This window comes from Bacillus sp. SRL337 (assembly GCF_984799155.1).
This window is the reverse complement of sequence record NZ_OZ481793.1, coordinates 4,190,400-4,210,657: the sequence shown is the minus strand read 5'-3', so window position 1 is coordinate 4,210,657 and position 20,258 is coordinate 4,190,400. Positions and strand designations below refer to the sequence as shown.

At 43.9% G+C, this 20,258-nt stretch carries 21 protein-coding genes; 14 read left to right on the top strand and 7 right to left on the bottom strand.

Annotated features, from left to right (window positions below; genetic code table 11):
- Positions 1-98: 98 nt before the first annotated feature.
- Entirely contained in the window at positions 99-1,028 is a 930-nt protein-coding gene (locus tag AC4E8A_RS21135) for an acetamidase/formamidase family protein (RefSeq protein WP_490195748.1), read from the top strand.
- Positions 1,029-1,367: 339 nt separating this feature from the next.
- Here AC4E8A_RS21135 and AC4E8A_RS21130 read toward each other — a convergent pair whose 3' ends face one another.
- The 3 genes from AC4E8A_RS21130 to AC4E8A_RS21120 form a co-directional block, all read right to left on the bottom strand.
- The gene (locus tag AC4E8A_RS21130; RefSeq protein WP_490195747.1) at positions 1,368-3,128 is read right to left on the bottom strand and encodes a dihydroorotate dehydrogenase; all 1,761 of its coding nucleotides are present in this window, start codon (positions 3,126-3,128) and stop codon (positions 1,368-1,370) included.
- Positions 3,129-3,300: 172 nt separating this feature from the next.
- On the bottom strand, positions 3,301-4,233 hold the full coding sequence (murB, locus tag AC4E8A_RS21125) for a UDP-N-acetylmuramate dehydrogenase (RefSeq protein WP_490198957.1): 933 nt from the start codon (positions 4,231-4,233) through the stop codon (positions 3,301-3,303).
- A 213-nt stretch (positions 4,234-4,446) separates the two neighbouring features.
- Positions 4,447-4,596: a hypothetical protein gene (locus AC4E8A_RS21120; protein WP_490195746.1), complete on the bottom strand. Its 150-nt coding sequence runs from the start codon at positions 4,594-4,596 to the stop codon at positions 4,447-4,449.
- 191 nt (positions 4,597-4,787) lie between these two features.
- Here AC4E8A_RS21120 and AC4E8A_RS21115 point away from each other — a divergent pair, with 191 nt between their 5' ends.
- The 6 genes from AC4E8A_RS21115 to AC4E8A_RS21090 all read left to right on the top strand — a co-directional run bounded on the left by AC4E8A_RS21115 (position 4,788) and on the right by AC4E8A_RS21090 (position 9,946).
- The gene (locus tag AC4E8A_RS21115; protein WP_490195745.1) at positions 4,788-5,255 is read left to right on the top strand and encodes a hypothetical protein; all 468 of its coding nucleotides are present in this window, start codon (positions 4,788-4,790) and stop codon (positions 5,253-5,255) included.
- 209 nt (positions 5,256-5,464) lie between these two features.
- Positions 5,465-5,599, top strand: a complete 135-nt coding sequence (locus AC4E8A_RS21110) for a hypothetical protein (protein ID WP_490195744.1) — start codon at positions 5,465-5,467, stop codon at positions 5,597-5,599.
- A 358-nt stretch (positions 5,600-5,957) separates the two neighbouring features.
- Positions 5,958-7,199: an ABC transporter substrate-binding protein gene (locus AC4E8A_RS21105; protein ID WP_490195743.1), complete on the top strand. Its 1,242-nt coding sequence runs from the start codon at positions 5,958-5,960 to the stop codon at positions 7,197-7,199.
- A 72-nt stretch (positions 7,200-7,271) separates the two neighbouring features.
- The gene (locus AC4E8A_RS21100) at positions 7,272-8,153 is read left to right on the top strand and encodes a carbohydrate ABC transporter permease (RefSeq protein WP_490195742.1); all 882 of its coding nucleotides are present in this window, start codon (positions 7,272-7,274) and stop codon (positions 8,151-8,153) included.
- Positions 8,154-8,378: 225 nt separating this feature from the next.
- Positions 8,379-9,188, top strand: coding sequence for a carbohydrate ABC transporter permease (locus AC4E8A_RS21095; RefSeq protein ID WP_490198956.1), 810 nt, complete (start codon positions 8,379-8,381; stop codon positions 9,186-9,188).
- Positions 9,189-9,295: 107 nt separating this feature from the next.
- Entirely contained in the window at positions 9,296-9,946 is a 651-nt protein-coding gene (locus tag AC4E8A_RS21090) for a hypothetical protein (RefSeq protein ID WP_490195741.1), read from the top strand.
- 197 nt (positions 9,947-10,143) lie between these two features.
- On the opposite strand, the gene AC4E8A_RS21085 is transcribed toward AC4E8A_RS21090, so the two are convergent.
- Both AC4E8A_RS21085 and AC4E8A_RS21080 read right to left on the bottom strand, forming a co-directional pair.
- Positions 10,144-10,392, bottom strand: coding sequence for a phosphatase (locus tag AC4E8A_RS21085; RefSeq protein WP_490195740.1), 249 nt, complete (start codon positions 10,390-10,392; stop codon positions 10,144-10,146).
- Positions 10,393-10,404: 12 nt separating this feature from the next.
- Positions 10,405-10,686 carry a hypothetical protein gene (locus tag AC4E8A_RS21080; RefSeq protein WP_490195739.1) on the bottom strand — a complete coding sequence of 94 codons (282 nt, stop codon included), beginning with the start codon at positions 10,684-10,686 and terminating at the stop codon, positions 10,405-10,407.
- Between the two features lie 115 nt (positions 10,687-10,801).
- Between AC4E8A_RS21080 and AC4E8A_RS21075 the strand changes: the two genes are divergently transcribed.
- A complete protein-coding gene (locus AC4E8A_RS21075; RefSeq protein WP_490195738.1) occupies positions 10,802-11,266 on the top strand; it encodes an SRPBCC family protein in 465 nt (154 codons plus the stop codon).
- Positions 11,267-11,660: 394 nt separating this feature from the next.
- Here AC4E8A_RS21075 and AC4E8A_RS21070 read toward each other — a convergent pair whose 3' ends face one another.
- Complete coding sequence (locus AC4E8A_RS21070; RefSeq protein ID WP_490195737.1) at positions 11,661-12,830, bottom strand: MFS transporter; 1,170 nt, start codon at positions 12,828-12,830, stop codon at positions 11,661-11,663.
- A gap of 308 nt (positions 12,831-13,138) precedes the next feature.
- Between AC4E8A_RS21070 and AC4E8A_RS21065 the strand changes: the two genes are divergently transcribed.
- From AC4E8A_RS21065 to AC4E8A_RS21040, 6 genes are all read left to right on the top strand, one after another.
- Positions 13,139-13,330, top strand: a complete 192-nt coding sequence (locus AC4E8A_RS21065) for a PfkB family carbohydrate kinase (RefSeq protein ID WP_490195736.1) — start codon at positions 13,139-13,141, stop codon at positions 13,328-13,330.
- Between the two features lie 11 nt (positions 13,331-13,341).
- Positions 13,342-14,004 (top strand): ribokinase, encoded by a 663-nt coding sequence (locus tag AC4E8A_RS21060; protein ID WP_490195735.1) that lies wholly within the window; start codon positions 13,342-13,344, stop codon positions 14,002-14,004.
- A gap of 255 nt (positions 14,005-14,259) precedes the next feature.
- Positions 14,260-15,561 carry a UDP-glucose dehydrogenase family protein gene (locus tag AC4E8A_RS21055; protein ID WP_490195734.1) on the top strand — a complete coding sequence of 434 codons (1,302 nt, stop codon included), beginning with the start codon at positions 14,260-14,262 and terminating at the stop codon, positions 15,559-15,561.
- Between the two features lie 114 nt (positions 15,562-15,675).
- Positions 15,676-16,953 carry a nucleotide sugar dehydrogenase gene (locus AC4E8A_RS21050; protein ID WP_490195733.1) on the top strand — a complete coding sequence of 426 codons (1,278 nt, stop codon included), beginning with the start codon at positions 15,676-15,678 and terminating at the stop codon, positions 16,951-16,953.
- 38 nt (positions 16,954-16,991) lie between these two features.
- Complete coding sequence (locus AC4E8A_RS21045) at positions 16,992-17,705, top strand: WecB/TagA/CpsF family glycosyltransferase (protein ID WP_490195732.1); 714 nt, start codon at positions 16,992-16,994, stop codon at positions 17,703-17,705.
- Between the two features lie 352 nt (positions 17,706-18,057).
- Positions 18,058-19,275 carry an ISL3 family transposase gene (locus tag AC4E8A_RS21040; RefSeq protein ID WP_490195731.1) on the top strand — a complete coding sequence of 406 codons (1,218 nt, stop codon included), beginning with the start codon at positions 18,058-18,060 and terminating at the stop codon, positions 19,273-19,275.
- Between the two features lie 52 nt (positions 19,276-19,327).
- Here the strand turns inward: AC4E8A_RS21040 and AC4E8A_RS21035 are convergent, their stop codons facing one another.
- Positions 19,328-20,227 (bottom strand): accessory Sec system S-layer assembly protein, encoded by a 900-nt coding sequence (locus AC4E8A_RS21035; RefSeq protein WP_490195729.1) that lies wholly within the window; start codon positions 20,225-20,227, stop codon positions 19,328-19,330.
- Positions 20,228-20,258 lie beyond the last annotated feature (31 nt).

Sequence of the window (20,258 nt, the reverse complement as noted above, 5' to 3'; positions counted from 1 at the left end):
TTCCCGATGATCCCTGGGGTAAACGTGTACTAAATACTATTTGTTTCAGAAAAAATACGGTAAAGTAATGAAAAATTCAGAAAAAAGGGATGATGACGATGCAGAAAGTCACAAAGGAAAATTTCTTTTACGCATTCAGTAAGGAAAATCCAACATCAGTAAAAGTAGAATCAGGCAGCAGTATCACAATCGAAACCTATGATTGTTTTAAAAATCAAATCACTTCAGAGGATACCGTACTGGAAGCCATGGATTGGAATCAAATCAATCCGGCCACGGGGGCAGTCTATGTAGAAGGAGCGAGGCCGGGGGATATATTGAAAGTGAAGATCGATAAAATCGAACTCGAAGACAGGGGAGTGATGATGGTTGAACCGGGTCTTGGCGTGATGGGGCACCGAATCGATGAGTCAGAGATAAAAATCATTCCAATTGTTGACGGAGAGGCAGTGTTTAATGAAGATATCAGGCTCCCGCTGAACCCTATGGTTGGCGTTATAGGTGTAGCCCCTGAAGGAAAGGCGGTCTCCAATGGAACTCCCGGTCCGCATGGCGGGAATATGGATACAAAGCTGATTGCAGAAGGAAGCACTTTATATCTGCCTGTTTTCCAGGAAGGGGCATTGTTCGGACTCGGAGACCTTCATGCTGCCATGGGGGATGGTGAAATCAGTGTAAGCGGAATCGAGATCCCGGGCAAGGTGACAGTAACGCTGGACGTATTAAAAGGCTCATCGATTCCGTATCCATTTGTGGAAAACAAGGAGGGCCTTGCTGTCATCGTCTCTAAGGAAACGGTTGACGAAGCGGCTAAAAGTGCGGTGGAAATCATGGTTGATACGCTTTTGCCGCAGACAGAGCTGTCTCTCAACGAACTGACAATGCTGTTCAGTGCTGCAGGCCAGTCGCAAATCTCACAAATCGTCGACCCGCTCATGACGGCGAGGTTTTTCGTACCGCACGATATCATAGAAAAGGTAGGAAAACCGGAATTTTTATGTGGTGAAGACGAAGAAGTAGGAGGGTGAATAATAACTAGGCCGGCCATTGACAAGCGCAACAAATTGAAATTCCTTTAGGCAATTTGCTTCATTTGAGACCGTTGGCTGATTGCTTTTAAAATAAACAGTTTATCCTGTGTTGTAAGCATTCTCCAGCTTTTCACTTTAATCTTCATAAGAATCGCTCCTTTTAGGTTTAATGGATGTAGATTTCTTGATGAAGAACTGCCTTGCTTTTGGCCTAGTTTTTATATATAAACTTAATACCCAATGCTAAACACACTATAAACAACAAAAATTCCTACAATTTCCGGGGAAATATGTCGAAGAATAGAAAGAGTGACAAGCAATCACCTTGTCACTCTTTTACTCATTTTTATAGAAAAACCTGAAGGTCAATAGTAATCCGCCAAGGTAGAGCAGGATGGCAAAGTAAGCAGGCAGCAAGTGGATGAAATTCGTGTATCCTATAGCGAAATGGACATAAATCCCAGCAATGAAAGCGGGAAGTCCGCCTAATAGGAAAGTCCTCCACATCCATCTGTTTCCTTCTTGAAAACCCCACAGCGCCAGCAGGAGAACGAGCAAACCGACACTTAATAATGCACTTCCAAAGCCGGCCCGGTCATGTGCAATCACGGGTATCAGCTGTTCATTGAACGACTCCAGCATCCCCGGAGTCATACATAGATAAAGAAGGTCAGTCGGCACAAAAACCGAAGTCACTCCGTACAAAGAAATGACAAGACCGCCGAGAACGAAAGAAAAGCCGAGCAGTACGTAGAGGAATTGGCCGATTAGAGCCACTTTCCAAATGTGATCATTCCGTCTGTTTTTGGAAGACGGAGCCCCACGGATGCCGCGAGTTTTCAAATAACCAATAAGATAAACCGGAAGCAGGACAAGCCAAAACAGCAAATGGAGCCAGTCAAAATAGCCAAACCCTATAAAGGCAAATATCCCAAGGAAACCTGTGATGGCACCTGTATCAATTGCCTGCTTAGCCCACCTTAACCGCATCTTCACGCCATATCTCGCCAGGTTCATATAAACAATTCCGCCTGAAATCATCGTGCCTGCCAGTGTCATTCTGTCATGGGCCATGAATAGCATGATCCGCTCATTATATAACCAAATTTCTTCTTTCTTCATCTCTAAAAATAATTCGTCATAAGGCAGGACGATCGAAGTGATACTGAACAGTAAGGCAAGAATTCCGCCTAGGAAAATGAACAAACCAAAAAGCCAATAGGCAAACCAGCCAGGCTGAGGGGAGGGCAGGTCCTCTCTCGATACAAGAGCTTCCTTTATTCTCTTCGTCAACCCTGGACCCGAGAAAACATAGCCGCCGGCCAGCATAACCAGGTCGGCACCTGCGTCCAAAAGCTGGAGACCATCCTGAGGCTCTAAGATCGACCCTGATGTGATGATCGTTCCTCTATATCCGCTCTCCCGCCACTTTCGAACAGCATCGCATTTTTCCTGTGTGATGGCCTCGCCTAATTCCAGAACGGCACCAGAAAATCCTGACAGCTCCTCCTGACTCTTTATGTCATTTGGATTCGAGATCGATAGATAAATAGGTTTTGCCGTCTGTATAGAGCTATGGGTGTCCTGCAGAATAAAAGCATCCGCCAGGTCCTTGAGTTGGTCAACCATTGTCTGGATTTCTGAAGAGCTCCCTTTGAGCCTGAAGAAAACAGGCTGCTTGCTGTTGAAATGTCTTAGCTTTGCCAATGCAGCTTTCAGCCCGATGGATTCCTCTTCCGGAAATTGAATGTGACTCCGATCATAATCTATAACCGGTTGTTCCAATCGCTCGGTCCCTTCCATAGTAAGGGGACCAACTTCGAGAAAACCGAACCCTAAGTTGGAGAAGGCATGAGTTCCGGATAGAAGGGGATCTATTTTACCCGAAAGTCCCACAGGATTTAAAAAATCCACTCCATCGAATCGCCTGGACAGGCAGGTCGAGCTTTCTTCCCGCCCTAAAAAATTGATGACGCGGGCACCGAATGGAAGTGAAGCAATCCTGTTCATTCCTTTATGGATGAATTCCCGGGAAGTGACCGGAGAAAGTTTCGTTAAAATTGGTTTGAAAATAACATGATAAGACCAATCAGGCATCTTAATTCCTCGCATTCTAAGAAGCTTCAATGATAGTTTACCATTAAAAAGGAGAATTTGGAGATGGAGACAGAAGTGCTTTAGTGCTTTAAGGCGGTCGGGGACTGTCCCCGACCGCTTTAAAGCACTAAAGAGGCGGTTCCCTCCAAGAAGAGAAAACCGCCTGCCTTCATTATTCTAAATCCTCACCGATGATCCGCACTTCACGCTCAAGCTCCACATCGAACTTTTCCTTCACCGTCTTCTGGACATGTTCAATCAATGAGATATAATCCTTCGCCGATGCATTGTCTTTGTTCACGATGAACCCGGCATGCTTCGTGGACACCTCGGCGCCGCCGATATTCGTTCCTTGCAGCTGGCTGTCCTGAATCAGCTTCCCGGCAAAGTAGCCAGGAGGACGCTTGAACACCGATCCGCATGAAGGATACTCGAGCGGCTGCTTTGACTCACGCTTGTAGGTCAAATCATCCATCACAGCTTTGATATCCTCGTAGTCACCAGGCTTCAATTTAAACGTTGCTTCCAGCACAATATCCCCATTATCCGGGATATTGCTTGTACGGTAATCCAAATCCAGCTCAGATGCCAGCCTCTTCACTAGATTGCCTTCCTTATCGACCACATAAGCATAATCAAGCATATCCTTGATTTCACCGCCGTAAGCTCCGGCATTCATGTAAAGCGCGCCGCCGACTGTTCCCGGAATTCCGCAGGCAAACTCAAGGCCGGATAGACTTTCCGCCAATGCCCGGCGTGACGCATCAATGATTCGCGCGCCGCTTTGAGCAACCAGTGTCGTCCCCTCCGAGGAGATGGAAATTTCATCAAGATGCTTTAGATTAATGACAATTCCACGAATCCCGCCATCCTTGATAATCAAGTTTGATCCATTCCCCAGCAATGTAAACGGAATCTTCTCCTCATTGGAAAGCTTCACGACATTCTGGATTTCTTCGTACGTTGTCGGCGTGATGAAGAAGTCCGCTTTCCCGCCAAGTTTCGTATAAAGATGATCCTTCAGCATCTCATCCACCTTGATATTTTCTGTTTTTACAACATCCAGCAATTTATCATGAATTTTCTTATTATCGATCATCGACATCATTCCCATTTCACGTTTTATTTCCCCTGTAGGTATATGACTTGCTTCTATAAGTATATGCCTAACCCCGCCCAAAGGTAAACGTCGAACGGGAGAATTTATTTTTACACCATTCATCTTAATACAATCTGCAAAAATTTTAAATTAAAATTCAACTCTTAATAAATATGTATCTGATCAACTTCGGAAAAGGGTGAAGTTGACCATAATAATTTACTCTTCTGCCACTCTTACACGGTGGTATTCCATTTTGCTTTTGATCTTTGATTTCAGCGTTTCATCCAGACACCCTTCCATAATACTCTTATGATAGCCCAGCATGAATTGATGCGAGAACTGACGAATCTTAATCATGGGGTTCAAAGGAATGGCCTCCTCGTGTTGTTTTTTCTATTATATAAACATTTACTGCAGCATTTAAACAGTTCCTGTAAAAAGTGGCCTTTCGTCATAAGGAAAGGAAACAGTTGCCATGACTTCATGGATATTTCACATCATAGACTGCCAGAACTTGTCATACGATTAAACCAAGGCACTTTGTGAAGGAGGCTGCTATGCGGAGACGACAATCACCACTTCCTTTAATGGCTTTCGGACTTATTCTTATTTTTATCGTGATCATTGTTCTCAAATCTTGTGCAGGGGGCACTTCTCCTCCAGACTCCCCCAAAACAGTCATTGAACAATTTTATGAATATGAACAGGACGGCGACTTCGGGAATGCATGGGAGCTGTTTCACTCAGAAATGAAGAAACGCTTCAAGAAATCGTCCTATATCCAAACGAAGAACCATGTATTCCTGGGGCATATGGGCGTTGAAACGTTTGAAGTCGAAATGGGCGAAATGAAAAAGCTGGATGAGTGGAAGATGTCCAAAGATGGCCCCGTCTTCAAGGATGTGTCAGCTGCCGAGATAACCATGCATTACGACAGCCAATTCGGGATCATGGAGATCAGGCAAACCTGTTATGCGGTTGTGGAAAAAGGAGAATGGAAGGTACTGTGGAACTATGATTACTAATCAAGAAAGGTTTTCTTATATCAGGGATTTTCCGATGAACAGGAAGAGTTTACCTTCCTAGTTAACCAGGATTTTCGGTGACCCATAGCGAAGGGTAAGGAAAGGGTATTAATCAACATTTGATTAATAAAAAAAAATAAAAAATCAGGTTTTACCCATCCATATCCGGGTAACTAGAAACTAACATTTTCAAAGGAGGGTGAGAAACTGTGACACTATTGTTTACGAAAGCACGCGAGATGTTTGAAAATGATGCCAAGCGAATTGAGAAGACCGGCGAGGACTTATCTGCCAACCGTGTTTATCGCAGTAAACCTTCACCCATGGGCTTAAAGAAGAAATAACCCTATCACACATGAACAAAACCAGCCCAAAAATGGACTGGTTCTTTTTTTGCGCAAAAATCTGTCAATATATATAGTTTTTTGAATATTCATGTTTTGTAAAAAAGAGAGCGGGGTATTGAAGTAATTAAGCGACCGGCAAAAGAATAGAAATTTAAAGTAAAACCTTACATAAAGTGAAAACCGATGAACTTGCCGGGAAGAATCAAGAAAGGGGGATTCCACACACTCTATCGACTGAATGCCCAGTCACTACATTGCCTCACGAATCCAACTTCTCAGAAACGTCCACTCTAGTATTCTTGCAACACCACTATAGTACCCAGAGAAAACATTCATAAACAAAGGGGATCTCGATATGAAAAGGAAGCTATCCTTATTGGTCATGTGTGTTCTTATCGTTTCCGGTTTCCTTGTCGGCTGTTCATCTTCGGAGAGCGGTTCAGCGGACGGCAAAACGGAAATCAGCTTTATCCACTGGCGCGGGGAGGACTCTGATGCTTTTAAAGAGTTGATCAGCCGCTTTGAAGAAGATAATCCGGACATCAAAGTAGAAATGACGGTTTATCCTTCTGAAAAATATCAATCCACTGCCCAAACCCTGCTTCGCGATGGTTCCACCGGGGATGTCTTCACTGCCTTTCCGGGGTCACAATTCGAAGTCATCAAAAAAGCGGGCCTCTTTGAAGATTTAACAGGGGAGGAGCTTGTCGGAAACTTTAATGAAACCCTGCTGGCAGCCGGACAGGATGGAAACCAACAACTGGCCCTTCCATTACAGCTTGTCTATAACCAGCCCGTCTATAACAAAACATTATTTGATGAACTTGGCCTCGAGCCTGCGGATGATTGGGAAGGGTTCCTTGCGCTCTGTGAGACCCTCAAAGAAAACGGATATACCCCAATTGCGTTTCCCGGAGCCGACATCGGACCCGGGCAGATGATGAATTCAATGATGATGAACAATGCACCGGAAGGCATTTTTGCTGAATTGATGAATGGAGAAACGGCATTGACAGACGAGTGGTGGGTCAAAACACTGTCTCAATTCCAGGAGCTCATGGACAAAGGCTATATTGGCAAGGATGCCCTCGGTATGAAGCATGAGGGGGCCATTGCCCAGGTCGCCCAGGAAGAAGCCGCGATGCTTGCCTCGGGTTCCTATGCCATGGCTAACATCAAGGAATTGAATCCGGACCTTGACCTTGGGCTCCTGGCACCCATCACGGTGTCTGCCGATGAAGCGGCGTTTGAAGGAATCCATACGACAACCTTCATGCTCGCCGTCAACAGCAAGTCCGAGCACAAAGAAGAAGCCAAGCAATTCATCGACTTCCTGTCACAGCCGGAAAATGCGGAGTACTATGCCAATGAAACCGGCCAGTTCCTGACGATTCCGGACATCAACTACGAATCCGAATCATTGAAGGCTGCCGCAGATTGGATGGACAAAAATACCCGCTTTCAGCCTCGCTATCTGATTCCGGATGCAGACGTGGAAAAAGCGGTCATCGCATCCATCCAGAATGTCCTGAGCGGAGAAGACCCTGAAACGGCAGCACAGGAAGCGCAGGAAATCGTAAACCAAAAAACACAATAAGGTTTTGATAGGGGGAGAGGATGACTCTTTCCCTATTAGAATATGCTTTGGAGTTTAGAAGGAGGGGGTTGCATGGGTCTTAAGAAAAATAAAGCCCTGTATCTGTTTGTTCTGCCGGGCCTGATTCTATATTCGATCTTTTTTATCTACCCGACACTTAGCGCATTATTTTACTCATTCACGGATTGGGACGGCTTGACGCCTCAGTACAATTTTGTCGGGGTGGATAACTACATAAATATTTTTACCAATGATTCAATCTTCGTAAAAGCATTCGGAAACAACCTGAAGTTCATGCTGTTTGTCGTCATCTTTCAAACGGCATTCTCACTGGTCTTCGCTCTCTACCTTGTCAAGAACACCAAGACGAACATCTTTTTAAGAGCCCTTTACTTCTTCCCGACCATCCTTTCATCCGTATCGGTGGCATTCATCTGGTCATTCGTCTATGACCCGAATCTGGGAATCCTCAATACCTTGCTTGAAAAAATCAATCTGGAATTTCTTTCGCAAAACTGGCTGGGAGATCAGGACATCGCCATCTTCTCGATTGCCGCTGTTCAAGTGTGGATGCACACCGGGCAGATGCTGATCATCTTCGTTGCCGGCCTGCAGAATATCCCGAATGATTTATACGAAGTCGCCAAAATCGAAGGAGCTTCCCGATGGCAGCGATTCCGTTTTGTAACCTGGCCGCTGGTGGCACCGGCAGCAACCATCGTTGTCGCCTATACGACCATCCAGTCCTTCAAGGCCTTTGATTTAATTTTTGCAATGACGCGCGGCGGCCCGAACTATGCCACAGAAATCCTGGCAACACTGATTTATTCAACAGCCTTCCAAAGCTTTAAGTTCGGATACGCTTCAGCAGAATCCGTCATATTCATGATCGTGATTGCCATCATAACCATTCTGCAATTCAAAGTGCTTCGTTCAGATCGAGCGGCAAACTAGATTTTTTAGGCTCTTTTCGTAAACTTTGTTGCTAGTTGATAATAATTCCGAAAGATAGTGGAGTAATGAACCAGAAAAACCCCTGTTTAGCAAGAGAGAAAAGAGCTTCTCTCTTTGTTCAGAGCGAAAAACGTAGTAGGCAGGGGAAAAATCCGGCTATTGGGATTTTTTCGGAAGCAACAATATATGCGAAAACAGCCTTTTTTAAAAAGGAGGGAAAGGCTCTTGAAGCTGACAAAAGGCACTCTTACTGTCATTTATGCCTTGCTGATCATCATCCCGGTCATCGTGATCGTTTTTGCCACGTTCAAGTCAAATGCTGAAATGTATCAGGATGTACTGGGGCTGCCGGCAAGCTTTGGTTTCGATCATTACGTGACGATGTTCACGGAGGAATCCATGAGTACCTACTTCTGGAACAGCGTCATCGTGACACTGATTTCCGTGGGGATGACCTTGTTCTTCTCCAGCTTGATTGCGTTTGCCATCACACGCCTGTCGGGATGGCCGGGGAGAATCCTATTCGGCCTGTTCACCCTTGGAATGATGGTCCCGGCTCAAGTGAATATGATTCCACTGTACCAATTGGTGTTTGACCTCGGTTTGACGAACAGCCTGACAGGACTGATCCTGGTCAATATCTCCGTCACCTTGCCGGTCGCAGTCTTCATCCTGACCGGCTTCATGAAATCACTGCCGAGCACACTATTTGAAGCCAGCCGGATCGACGGCGCCTCAAACTGGCAGATGTACCGGAAAATCGCCGTCCCATTATCACTGCCGTCCATCTCGGCCACGGCCATCTTCCTGTTCGTCATGAACTGGAACGACCTGCTGTATCCATTACTCTTCATCACCGACAGCGACTACAAAACCCTGCCGCTCGCCCTGCTCGAATTCCAAGGCGAGTACATGACCAACTATCCGATGCTCTTCACTGGCGTCATCATTGCATCAGCACCGATGGTCATCGCCTACATCTTCCTGCAGCGCTATTTCGTTGCCGGTATGATGGCTGGGTCTTTGAAGGGGTGAAGAGGGGGCCTGGATTTAGTTCCAGGCTTTTTTGCTGCGTGTTGATGCTGGAAAAATAGCAGTCGTTGATAGAATGGGTAAAGTCGCCGATAGATGGGGAACTCTCGTTGATAGAACATGTAAAGTCGTCGATAGAAGTGGGGAATTCGCCGGTAGAAGTGAGGAACTCGTTGATAGAAAGGGAAAAGTCGTTGATAGGAGGAGCAAAGTCGTCGATAGAAGTGCAGAACTCGTCGATAGAAAGAGCAAAGTCGCCGATAGAAGTACGGAACCCGTCGATAGAAGGAGCAAAGTCGCCCGATAGAAGTGCAGAACTCGTTGATAGAAAGAGCAAAGTCGTTGATAGAAGAGCAGAACTCGTTGATAGAAAGGGCAAACTCGCCGAACATGCAAAGTCGTTGATAGAAGTGCGGAACTCGTTGATAGGAGGAGCAAAGTCGTCGATAGAAGTGCAGAACTCGTCGATAGAAAGAGCAAAGTCGCCGATAGAAGTGAGGAACTCGTCGATAGAAAGAGCAAAGTCGTTGATAGAACCCGATAACTCGTTGATAATGAGCAAAGTCGTTGATAGAAGTGCAGAACTCGTTGATAGAAAGGGCAAAGTCGACGATAGAAGTACGGAACCCGTCGATAGAAGGAGCAAAGTCGCCGATAGAAGTGCAGAACTCGTCGATAGAACCTGCAAAGTCGTTGATAGAATTGAGGAACTCGTTGATAGAAAGAGCAAAGTCGCCGATAGATGGGGAACCCGTCGATAGAAGGAGCAAAGCCGTCGATAGAAGTACGGAACCCGTCGATAGAAGGAGCAAAGTCAACGATAGAACCCGAAAACTCGTCGATAGAATCTCCACCCCTGTCATCAAGCCCGGCCAAACTCGGAATAGATTGGCTTATTCAACCGGCAGGTATATGCTCCACAAAAAAAAGATCGCTTCAACAGCGATCGTCCAGGTACTCACAATTTGCTCTTTCTTACAGAGTCAATAACAATGCCAGCGCCAACTAATCCAAACAGAATCGAGAGTGCTATCAGAAGGGTGCCAATTTCTCTAAGAGCTGTCCCATAAACCCCATATCGTCTATCCCAACCCTGGCCGCCATCTTCCGTCAAGGCCAGTGAGTAAACAGAAGCTGCTATCAAGGACGCGGCATAAATAATTGCGCTCGATAATAGTAATGTCAATCCGATGGTGATATGCTTCAACTGCATCTCTCCTTAAGACAATCCGGCGTCCATTTCAGCCTTGCGTTTCTGCCAAAAATAATACGTGATGGAAAACGTACTGACAGCCAGGGTTAAAAATGCAATCCCTACGATTAACGGAATATAAGTCCACGCACGGGTTAGCTCATCCGACACCATCCAAACCTCCTCACTTCCCTGCCTGGAAAGAGAGGACGCAATCCGCCCGCCGAAACCAGACATAATGACAAACAAGAAACCAATCAAGAAACTCCACGTTGGAACGCCAAAAGTCTTAAAGATATGATTATTCACAGTGATATCTCCCTATAGTAAGATGAGATAATTATATCTCTTATTGGCAGGAAAAGGAATAAAAATTTTGAAAATTATAATTACTTAGTTAAACTAGGATAAAGAGGAGAAAAAAATGCCTGTTATCGAACATCATCAATTCATAAAAGCCCCTATCGATCTATGTTTCGATCTTGCTCGAAATGTAGACATCCATACCCAAACGACCTCCCAAACCAAGGAAAGAGCGGTGGGCGGGGTGACGAAAGGATTACTAGAACAGGGGGACATTGTAACCTGGGAAGCTGTTCACTTTGGAGTAAAACAAAGGCTCACAGCCAAAGTGACCTCCATGGAGAAGCCAACAGAATTTGTTGATATCATGGTAAAGGGAGCGTTTCATTCCTTTGAACATACCCATCAATTTATCAAAAAAGAAGGCGGCACCCTTATGATTGACCGGTTTCAGTATACATCGCCTCTTGGACCGCTCAGCAACCTGGCAGACAAACTCTTTTTAGAAAAATATATGAGGAACTTCATTGCTGCGCGTGCTTCCGAATTGAAAAAGATTGCAGAAGAAGGGCTGGCGGATAAGTAGAAATGACCGGCACGTCGATAGAATGGCCAAAGTCGACGATAGAAGTGCTGAACTCGTTGATAGAACCCGAGAAGTCGTCGATAGAATGGCTAAACTCGTCGAAAGAACTCCCAAATTCGTCGATAGAACAACTGTCCATGCAGCAAGCTGCGTTTTTTAGAAAAGTCCTACAAGGAAATGAAGCGGTTTTCGCTTTTTAGAGTGCATTTCATCAATTCGTCGAAAGAACAGCAAAAATCGCCGAAAGAGAGGACAAATTCGCGAAAGACCAGCAAAAACCGCCGAAAGACCTCCCCAAATCGCCGAAAGCCGCCCCCCGCCCAGGCACCAGACCCGGAAAATCATACAATCACTCCTCAAAAAAACCAGCCCAACGTGGACTGGTTTCCTCCATTCAACGAAAAGCCCTCTGCACAACCGGCTTTCTCTCAAATTTAACAAACATAATTCCACCGATCAACACGGCCGGAATCGCCACTAATCCCATACCTAAAAAAGCATATCCTGATGCATACTCGTATAAGAACCCGCTGACAAATGTCAATACAGCGGTGCTTAAGCCGGAGCCCAGCGCTGTGTAAACACCTTGTGCAGCAGGCAAGTCTTTGCTTTCCAGTTCTTCATAGACCAACCTCATGAACGCATAATGAGTGAGTCCGAACGTGAAGGCATGGAGCAGCTGCGTTGCCACGAACATGGATACACTCGGGAACAGGAACAGCATGGTCCACCTGAGGATGGCGGCGGAACTGGCGGTCATGAACATGACGGAAATCAATTTTCTTTTTAAAAATTTATCAGAGAGAGCGAAGAACAGAATCTCTGCAATGACAGCGACATTCAGCAGGACGCCGATATACATGTTGCTGACATGAAGCTCTTTCAAATATAACACGCCATAATTATAGTAAGCAGCATGGGTCCCCATCGTGAAAATCACGATGCCCATGGCCAGCAAGAATTTTTTTGACTTAAACAAGTTGCGGTAAGATAACCGTTCTTGACCACGGGGTTCGCTCATGGATGCAGGAAGCTTCATTAATGAAGACAACAGGATCGTGATGATCCCGGCAAACATCATATAGATGATGGCACCCTCGCTAAAAATTGAAGTTATGAAACCGGCCGACAATAACGCCGATGTATAACCAATCGATCCCCAGGACCTGCTTTTTCCATAATCCACATTGTCTTTTTTCATCATGACGGCGGCCATGCTTTCAACGAGCGGCATCAGCATTGGATAGACCAGGCTGAAAAGGACCATGCAGGCCATCATTCCGAAAAAGGAACTTAGCGGGAAGAACAGCAGCAGTAAAACGCCAGATGCTGCTACAAGAATTCGTGCGAGCTTTCCAAGCGGAAATCGTTGGCTTAGTGTCGGGAACAGATAAAAACTGGAAAACGAACGGGCAATCATGCCGGCAGCGACCAGTGAAGAAGCAGTGGCAATCGAAAATCCCTTGCTTTCCACGAGCCATGCTGTCCAATACGGAATGAAAATACCCCAGGTAAACATGATGACAAAGAACTGAACGGACAGCCAAGATTGTTTCTTCTTCATATAAAGAAGAGATCCCCCTTATGTAAATAAAATTACTGTTTTCTGTTACATCCAAGGACACATTATACGCCTGGCCAAAAACGGATACAAGAGGGATTTTAGCGAGTTCTTTGGATGTTCACGCTTACATACTTGGCTCGTCAAACTAAGATAACCACAAAAAAAGTTGCAGTATTATTCAGTTCTTCCCAAGTGTTCCCCTATAGAAAGGAACATTTTTCAATAATGAAAAAATCGCTTTATCGAACCACTGTCCCCTGGTGCTTTATAGTGGTAAAGTGTTGTAAATGAGGGAGGAGCGAACTCTAATGATTACAGTAGTCGGAAGTATCAACATGGATATAGTGACAATCACTCAAACAGACCCTCAGTGGGGAGAAACAGTCATGGGAGAAAAGTTCCATAAAAGCTTTGGAGGAAAAGGAGCAAATCAGGCGGTGGCTGCTGCAAAGCTTGGGGCACAGGTTCGAATGATTGGAGCTGTAGGAGACGATATATAAGCGAGAGGTATATGGAATATCTGCAAGATTTGGGTATCAACACAGATGCAATAAAAATCATCTCAGGTGTCCCAACGGGGATCGCCTCGATAACTGTCAGCAAAAGTGAAAATAAAATTATTGTCGTTCCAGGTGCAAATTCAAAAATTACTCCAGCACAAATAGATGAATTCATAGACACGATAACGAGCAGCGAGTGGCTTCTTCTACAAATGGAAATCCGGATTGACAGCATCGAAAGAGCGATTGAAATAGCTCATGATGCAGGGGTCAATATCATTTTAAATCCAGCACCTTATCAGCCTATTGAAAGTCGATGGATTGAGAAAGTTACTTTTCTAACCCCAAATGAATCAGAAGCCGAACAGCTAACTAAGAACTATTTAGATGACAACGAAAAGCTGCTACAAAAACTCATCACTACAAAAGGAAGCAAGGGAGTGGTGTTTTATATGCAAGGCAAGGAGAAAAGCCTTCCGGCAGAACGAGTAGAAGAGGCAGTGGACACGACAGGTGCGGGGGATACCTTCAATGGGGCGCTTGCCACAGCCTTAGCAGAAGGGAAATCCGTGGAGAATGCTTGTTTGTTTGCTTCCAAAGCTGCTGCTAAGTCTGTTACAAAGCTTGGCGCACAAGCGGGAATGCCTCTTCGTAAAGAGCTCAATGAAACCTGACTCCTGACGTTTTGCTTCTATATATACAGGGTAGTAAGGTAGACGGATACATATTTAATTATTTACACTTTCATTACACATGAAATTTCCTGTATCTATTCCAGTCAAGTTGTAATAAAATTGTTCATTGAATAAAACCTTTATAATGAAGGCTAATAGTATGTATGTTTGTTCAATTGGTGTTACTATATACATGCTAATACAATTATTGGAGATTATCTCTAAACAAGATAATAGAAGGGATAAGTTTCACTTATGAGAATTGCTGTTGCAGGTACAGGATATGTAGGACTGGTGACAGGTGTCTGTTTATCTGAAGCGGGCCACCAGGTGACTTGTTATGACATATCACAAGACAAAATAAATTTACTTAACGAAGGACGCTCCCCTATCTATGAACCAGGCCTTGATGAACTTCTTAAGAAAAATATAGAAGCATCGCGGCTGAATTTCACTGCAGACCCGGAAACAGCTTATGAAAATAAAGACTGTATTTTCATCGCAGTTGGGACTCCGGAAGGACCGGACGGTGCAGCGAATCTGGAATATGTTGAGAGCGTTTTAGATAAGATTGCTGATTATATATATAAAGACACTGTACTCATCATCAAAAGCACAGTACCGGTCGGGACAAATGGCTGGGCTGAGCGTTTTATGAAGGAAAGAGTAGATTCATCCTCCATTAAAGTCCGGTTTGTTTCCAATCCTGAATTTCTGCGGGAAGGCTCAGCCATAAAGGATACCTTCCACGGTGACAGAATTGTTATCGGCTCTTCAAGTAAAGAAGCAGGAGACCTGGTTGAATCACTTTATTCAAGCTTTGATATCCCTGTTATCCGGACAGATACAAAGAGTGCAGAGATGATAAAGTACGCCTCTAACGTATTTTTAGCCGCGAAGGTCAGTTTTATAAATGAAATTGCCAACCTATGTGAAAAGACTGGGGCAGATATCGAGCAGGTGGCTGCCGGTATGGGAATGGACCACCGGATCGGACCCCACTTCCTGAGAGCCGGCATCGGCTACGGAGGCTCCTGTTTTCCAAAGGATACAAAAGCGCTGATTAAACTAGCGGAACAGGTTGACGTTCCGAGCCATATAATGAATGCTGTGCTGACCGTCAATCAAAGCCAGAAGAAAAGGCTTTTTGAAAAAGCTTCAAACTATTTCAAAGGGAACCTTCAAGGAAAGAAAGCTGCGGTTTTAGGCCTTTCATTTAAACCAAATACGGATGACATCAGGGAATCGCCATCCTTGGAGATCATTAACGAGCTTTTGCTGCAGGACGTTGATATTTCAGTATACGACCCGATTACACAGCCAAGGGTGAAGAAAATCTATGGCGAAAAGCTATCCTATCATGAGACAATGGAAACCGCCCTGCAGAATGCGGATATGGCATTCGTTGTAACGGAATGGGATGAGATAAAAACATTCCCACTAGAGGATTACAAGCAATATATGCTAAATCCCGTACTGTTTGATGGAAGAAACTGTTTTTCAACAAAAGATGCAGAGAAAGCAGGTATTCAATATTTTTCTATAGGAAGAATATAAGAAGAGCAGACCTGATTTTCGGTATATACAAAAAGATGGTGTAAACTCCACCTTAAATTCGATATAATAAAATTTAAAGTTTAGGTAAGAACTTACGAAAGGAAGTTTTGTGAGATGTTCAACAAGATTTGTGTTGTCGGCTTAGGATATATCGGTCTTCCTACAGCTGTCATGTTTGCCAACCATGGAATGAAGGTTCATGGTGTGGATGTTAACGAACGCGCAATTAACATGATTCAAAACAAACAGCTTCATATAGAGGAAAACGGCCTTCAAGAAAAGTTGGAAACAGCGATTAACAGTGGTAACTTAACCGTTGCCACCACTCCGGAAGAAGCAGATGTATTCATCATTGCAGTGCCGTCACCAATCAAAGAAGATAAAACAGCGGATCTCGAATATGTACGAAAAGCCACAGCCGCGATTACTCCATATGTAAAGAAAGGGAACCTGGTCATCCTTGAGTCAACGGTTCCTCCTCGTACTGTCGAGGATGTCATGATTTCAGAGCTGAAAGAATCCGGCCTGGAAATGGGAACAGAGCTATATGTTTCCCATTCACCGGAACGTGTCATCCCAGGTAAAGTATTTGAAGAACTTGTGGATAATGACCGAATTGTCGGAGGGATTAATGAAAAGTCCTCACAGCTTACGAAAGAACTGTATGAGCTGTTTGTGAAAGGAACAATTCATTTAACGAATGCAACGACAGCTGAAATGGTCAAAGTCATTGAGAATACGTATCGTGATGTGAACATTGCTTTTGCAAATGAATTAGCGAAAATCAGTGACAAAATAGGTGTGAATGCCTGGGAAGCAATCAAGCTTGCGAATTTCCATCCGCGGGTGAATATTCATTTGCCTGGACCTGGTGTAGGAGGACACTGCATCGCAGTCGATCCTTGGTTCCTGGTTGAACTTCAGCCGGAGCTGGCGCAGATCATTCATCTTGCCAGAACGACGAATGACAATATGCCTCAATATACAGCAGAAAAAGTCAAAGCGCTCCTTGATGAAAAAGGCATCCAGCACGGAAGAGTAGCAGTGTTTGGATTAGCGTTTAAAGGAAATATTGATGATATGCGTGAAAGCCCATCACTTCATGTACTGGAGAATTTAGAAAAGCTGGGTGTTGATTACACAGCCTATGATCCTCATATTAAAGAAAATAAATTGGCGAAGCAGACACAGGATGTCCATGAAGCTGTTAACCATGCTGATATCATCCTTGTGCTTACAGACCATAATGTATTTAAAGAGTTTGATCCTTCCACAATTTCCAATGATATTCGTACAAAGATGATTTTTGATACAAAGAATTGCATTGACCGAAGTGCTTGGGAAAAAGAAGGATTCGAAGTGAAGGTCATTGGAGACTCAAAAAACGAATGAACTCTTTAAAAAGCACTTCTGGAAATAGGTGATGAATAATGAAGGAAAACTTTATGGGAGTAGATGTCTGCAACCTGACATATGAACAGATCACGGCCTCAATATTGAAGGACATAGAGCAAAAGAAGAAATCATTTATTGTAGCGATTAACCCGGAGAAAATTATGAAGGCCAAAGAAGATGAAAGCCTCCGCAAATTGTTGAACCAGGCTGATTACCAAATTCCTGACGGGATCGGAGTCATTATTGCTTCAAGACTGAAAGGCGGATCGATTCGTGAACGGGTGACCGGAATCGATATGATGATGGCCCTTTGTCAAACCGCTTCTGAAAACGGAAAGAGTGTCTTCTTGTATGGTGCGAAACCCGGGGTAGCAGATGCTGCGGTAAAAGAACTAGAAAAAAAATTTCCTTCGTTGACTATTGCCGGAACGCTGAATGGATATGAGAAGGATGAACAGGTGATTAAGGATACGATCAATCGAACAAATCCGGATATCATTTTTGTGGCATTGGGGAGTCCTGTCCAGGAAAATTGGATATTGGGTCATATGCAGGAACTGGCGCCAAGTATTTATCAGGGGGTAGGTGGATCATTCGACGTCATTTCAGGAAGAATCAAGCGTGCGCCTGAATTCTATCAGAAGATGGGACTGGAATGGTTTTACCGTCTTCTTAAAGAACCCTCCAGAATCAAGAGGCAGATGATTCTTCCAAAATTCCTCTTGGAAATACTAAAAAAAGAGAAATAGGAGCAGCCGACAAATTTCCTATAATCTTCAAATAATAATTGAGATAATTTGCTATCGATGGTAAAATATGAGGCAGAGAGAAAATATTTCCTTTCTTATCATACAAGAAAATCTCGGTTGGTAGCCAATTGGAAAAATGCTTTGGGCAGCATGCAGCAAGGTGTTTTTCCTCTCTTTTCTAGTGAAAAAAGGAAAATAAGAACCCCCTCGACATTCGAGGGGGTTCTTATTTTCGGTTCTATAATATTTGTTGGGGTTCTTACACAATTTGAACAAAAAAAATGCACGTAATCATCCAGTCTTTTATACTTGAGTTGTCGAGAAACAAGTATAGATTGGAGATTCGTGCATAATGAATTCTAACATAATTCTACCTGGTTTTGAAGAAGCAATGGTTACGAAAATGGAGGAAGTGGAGGCGAGACTTTGTATTTATACAGAGATGCCGGTTACACCCCACAGCTGTCCGGTTTGTGCTACTTTCACTCATAAGATTCACGACTATCGTATACAAAAAATTAAGCATTTAAAGCTATTTGAAAGACACACACTAATCTTTTACAAAAGAAGAAGATATGCTTGTCCTTGTGGAAAGAAGTTTGCGGAAAAGAACCCTTTTGTGAATAGATACCAACGGTTATCAGTGGAACTGAACCAGGCAGTTAAAATTCGTAGTATTAAAGGCAAGACGTTCAAGGAGACGGCAGAAGTGTATGGAACATCCCCTTCAACGGTCGTAAGGCGCTTTGATCAATTGGCCAAAGAGACAGTCAACGAAGAAGTGAAAGAATTGCCAAAAGTGATCGCCATCGATGAATACAAAGGAGATACCAGAGAAGGCAAGTACCAGCTCATCATCGCGAATGGCATCACTAAAGAGCCCATTGATATCCTTCCGAATCGATACAAAAATACGATTAAGCACTATCTCCGAAAGTATGGAGCTCAAGTGGAAATCGTAATCATGGATATGAGTCAGTCTTTTAAAGCAGCTGTCACACAAGCCCTTGGGAAGCCTATTATTGTGGCGGATCGGTTTCACTTTGTTCGATATATCTATTGGGCCCTTGATGGAGTGAGGAGAAGAGTTCAATCCAGCTGGCATGATTATGATCGAAAGAAATGCAAAAAGATGCGACATGTATTCTATAAAAAATCCTATAAGTTAACAGAGGACAATCAGTGGTATCTTCAACGTTATCTGGACATGTCCCCTGAATTAAAGCTGGCCTATGAATTGAAAGAACTGTTCTGTCACTGGTTCGATGAGGCGAAACAAAATGGAGAAGAGAACATCCACCAAACCAAAAATGACTTATATTCCTTTTACAAAGCCGTTGATGAGGCGGGCATCCCGGAGTTTCAAAAAGCAGCGCAAACATTAAAAAATTGGCAGGTTGAAATATTAAATAGCTTTACCTATAACTATTCTAACGGCTTCTTGGAGGGAATTAACAATTTAACGAAAGTGATGAAACGAAACGCATTTGGATTTCGAAGCTTTACGCGTTTTCGAGCGAAAATACTATTAACACATACGTATAAAAGACTGGGTTCACATATTGGATAAGGGTGAAGCAAAATTCACTTCACCCCAACATTTGACGTTGAACCTTATTTTCTTATTTTGTGATTGGATAGGCTTTCCATTTGGATAGATTTGGCTCTTTTTTCAAAACGAGTTCTGTCGGGAATATGAACGTCCAAGGTTTGCTTGTATTAGACTTTACCTTTAATGCTTCCAGCTGGAATCCTCCCTTGGCAACAATATCACCCTCGGCATCTTCTACAACTAAAGGAATCTGTTGAAGATTGATATCTTTTTCACTGCCATTGCGGATCAAGAGAGTTGTGTGCAGCTGTCCGTCCTCGTGTAATTTGATGGAAATTCCCATGAAATTCACTTCTCCCGGTTTTGGAGCTTCCAACGATTTCACCATTGTTTCCAATTTCTCAACTTCGGAAGCTGCAAGGCTTTTTTTCCAGCTTTCCTCCAGATCCAAACCGTGAGGAGCGGGTGACTTTTTCAATTCAAAAGCTAATGTCCAGCCTGTGGCGGGGATTTCCTCCGCTTCGATCTCTACGAGAGGAAATTCGAATAGCCATGGTCTGCTGCTTCTGGCTGGCAGTTCACCCAGACGTGAAAGATCAAATTCCTTGCGTGCAATACGGTTTCCCTCTGGGTTTAATAAGAGAAGGGCAGTTTTTTGGAATTTCACCGCTTGGGCCAGTGTATTCCGTACAAACGCTGTAACTATAACTTTTTCTTCCGTCTTCTTAAGATCGACACCTGCAATTGAAATCTGATTTTCCTTCAAATCAGGTAATTCATTGTGCAGAAATTGCAAGTAATATTTTTCTTCAGAAGAGATAGAAGCACCTGGAAACAGGGATAACGCTGTCTGCACCGTTGTTTCTGTTTCTTTCTCATTCCCTTCAAAAAGCTGGTCTGAGGAGATTGTGCTGTTTTCCCCTGAATTTTTTAAAGAATCTTTTTTCAACTTCTCCAGAAATTTGAACATATTTTCCCCTCCGTTATCGATTTACATGGAG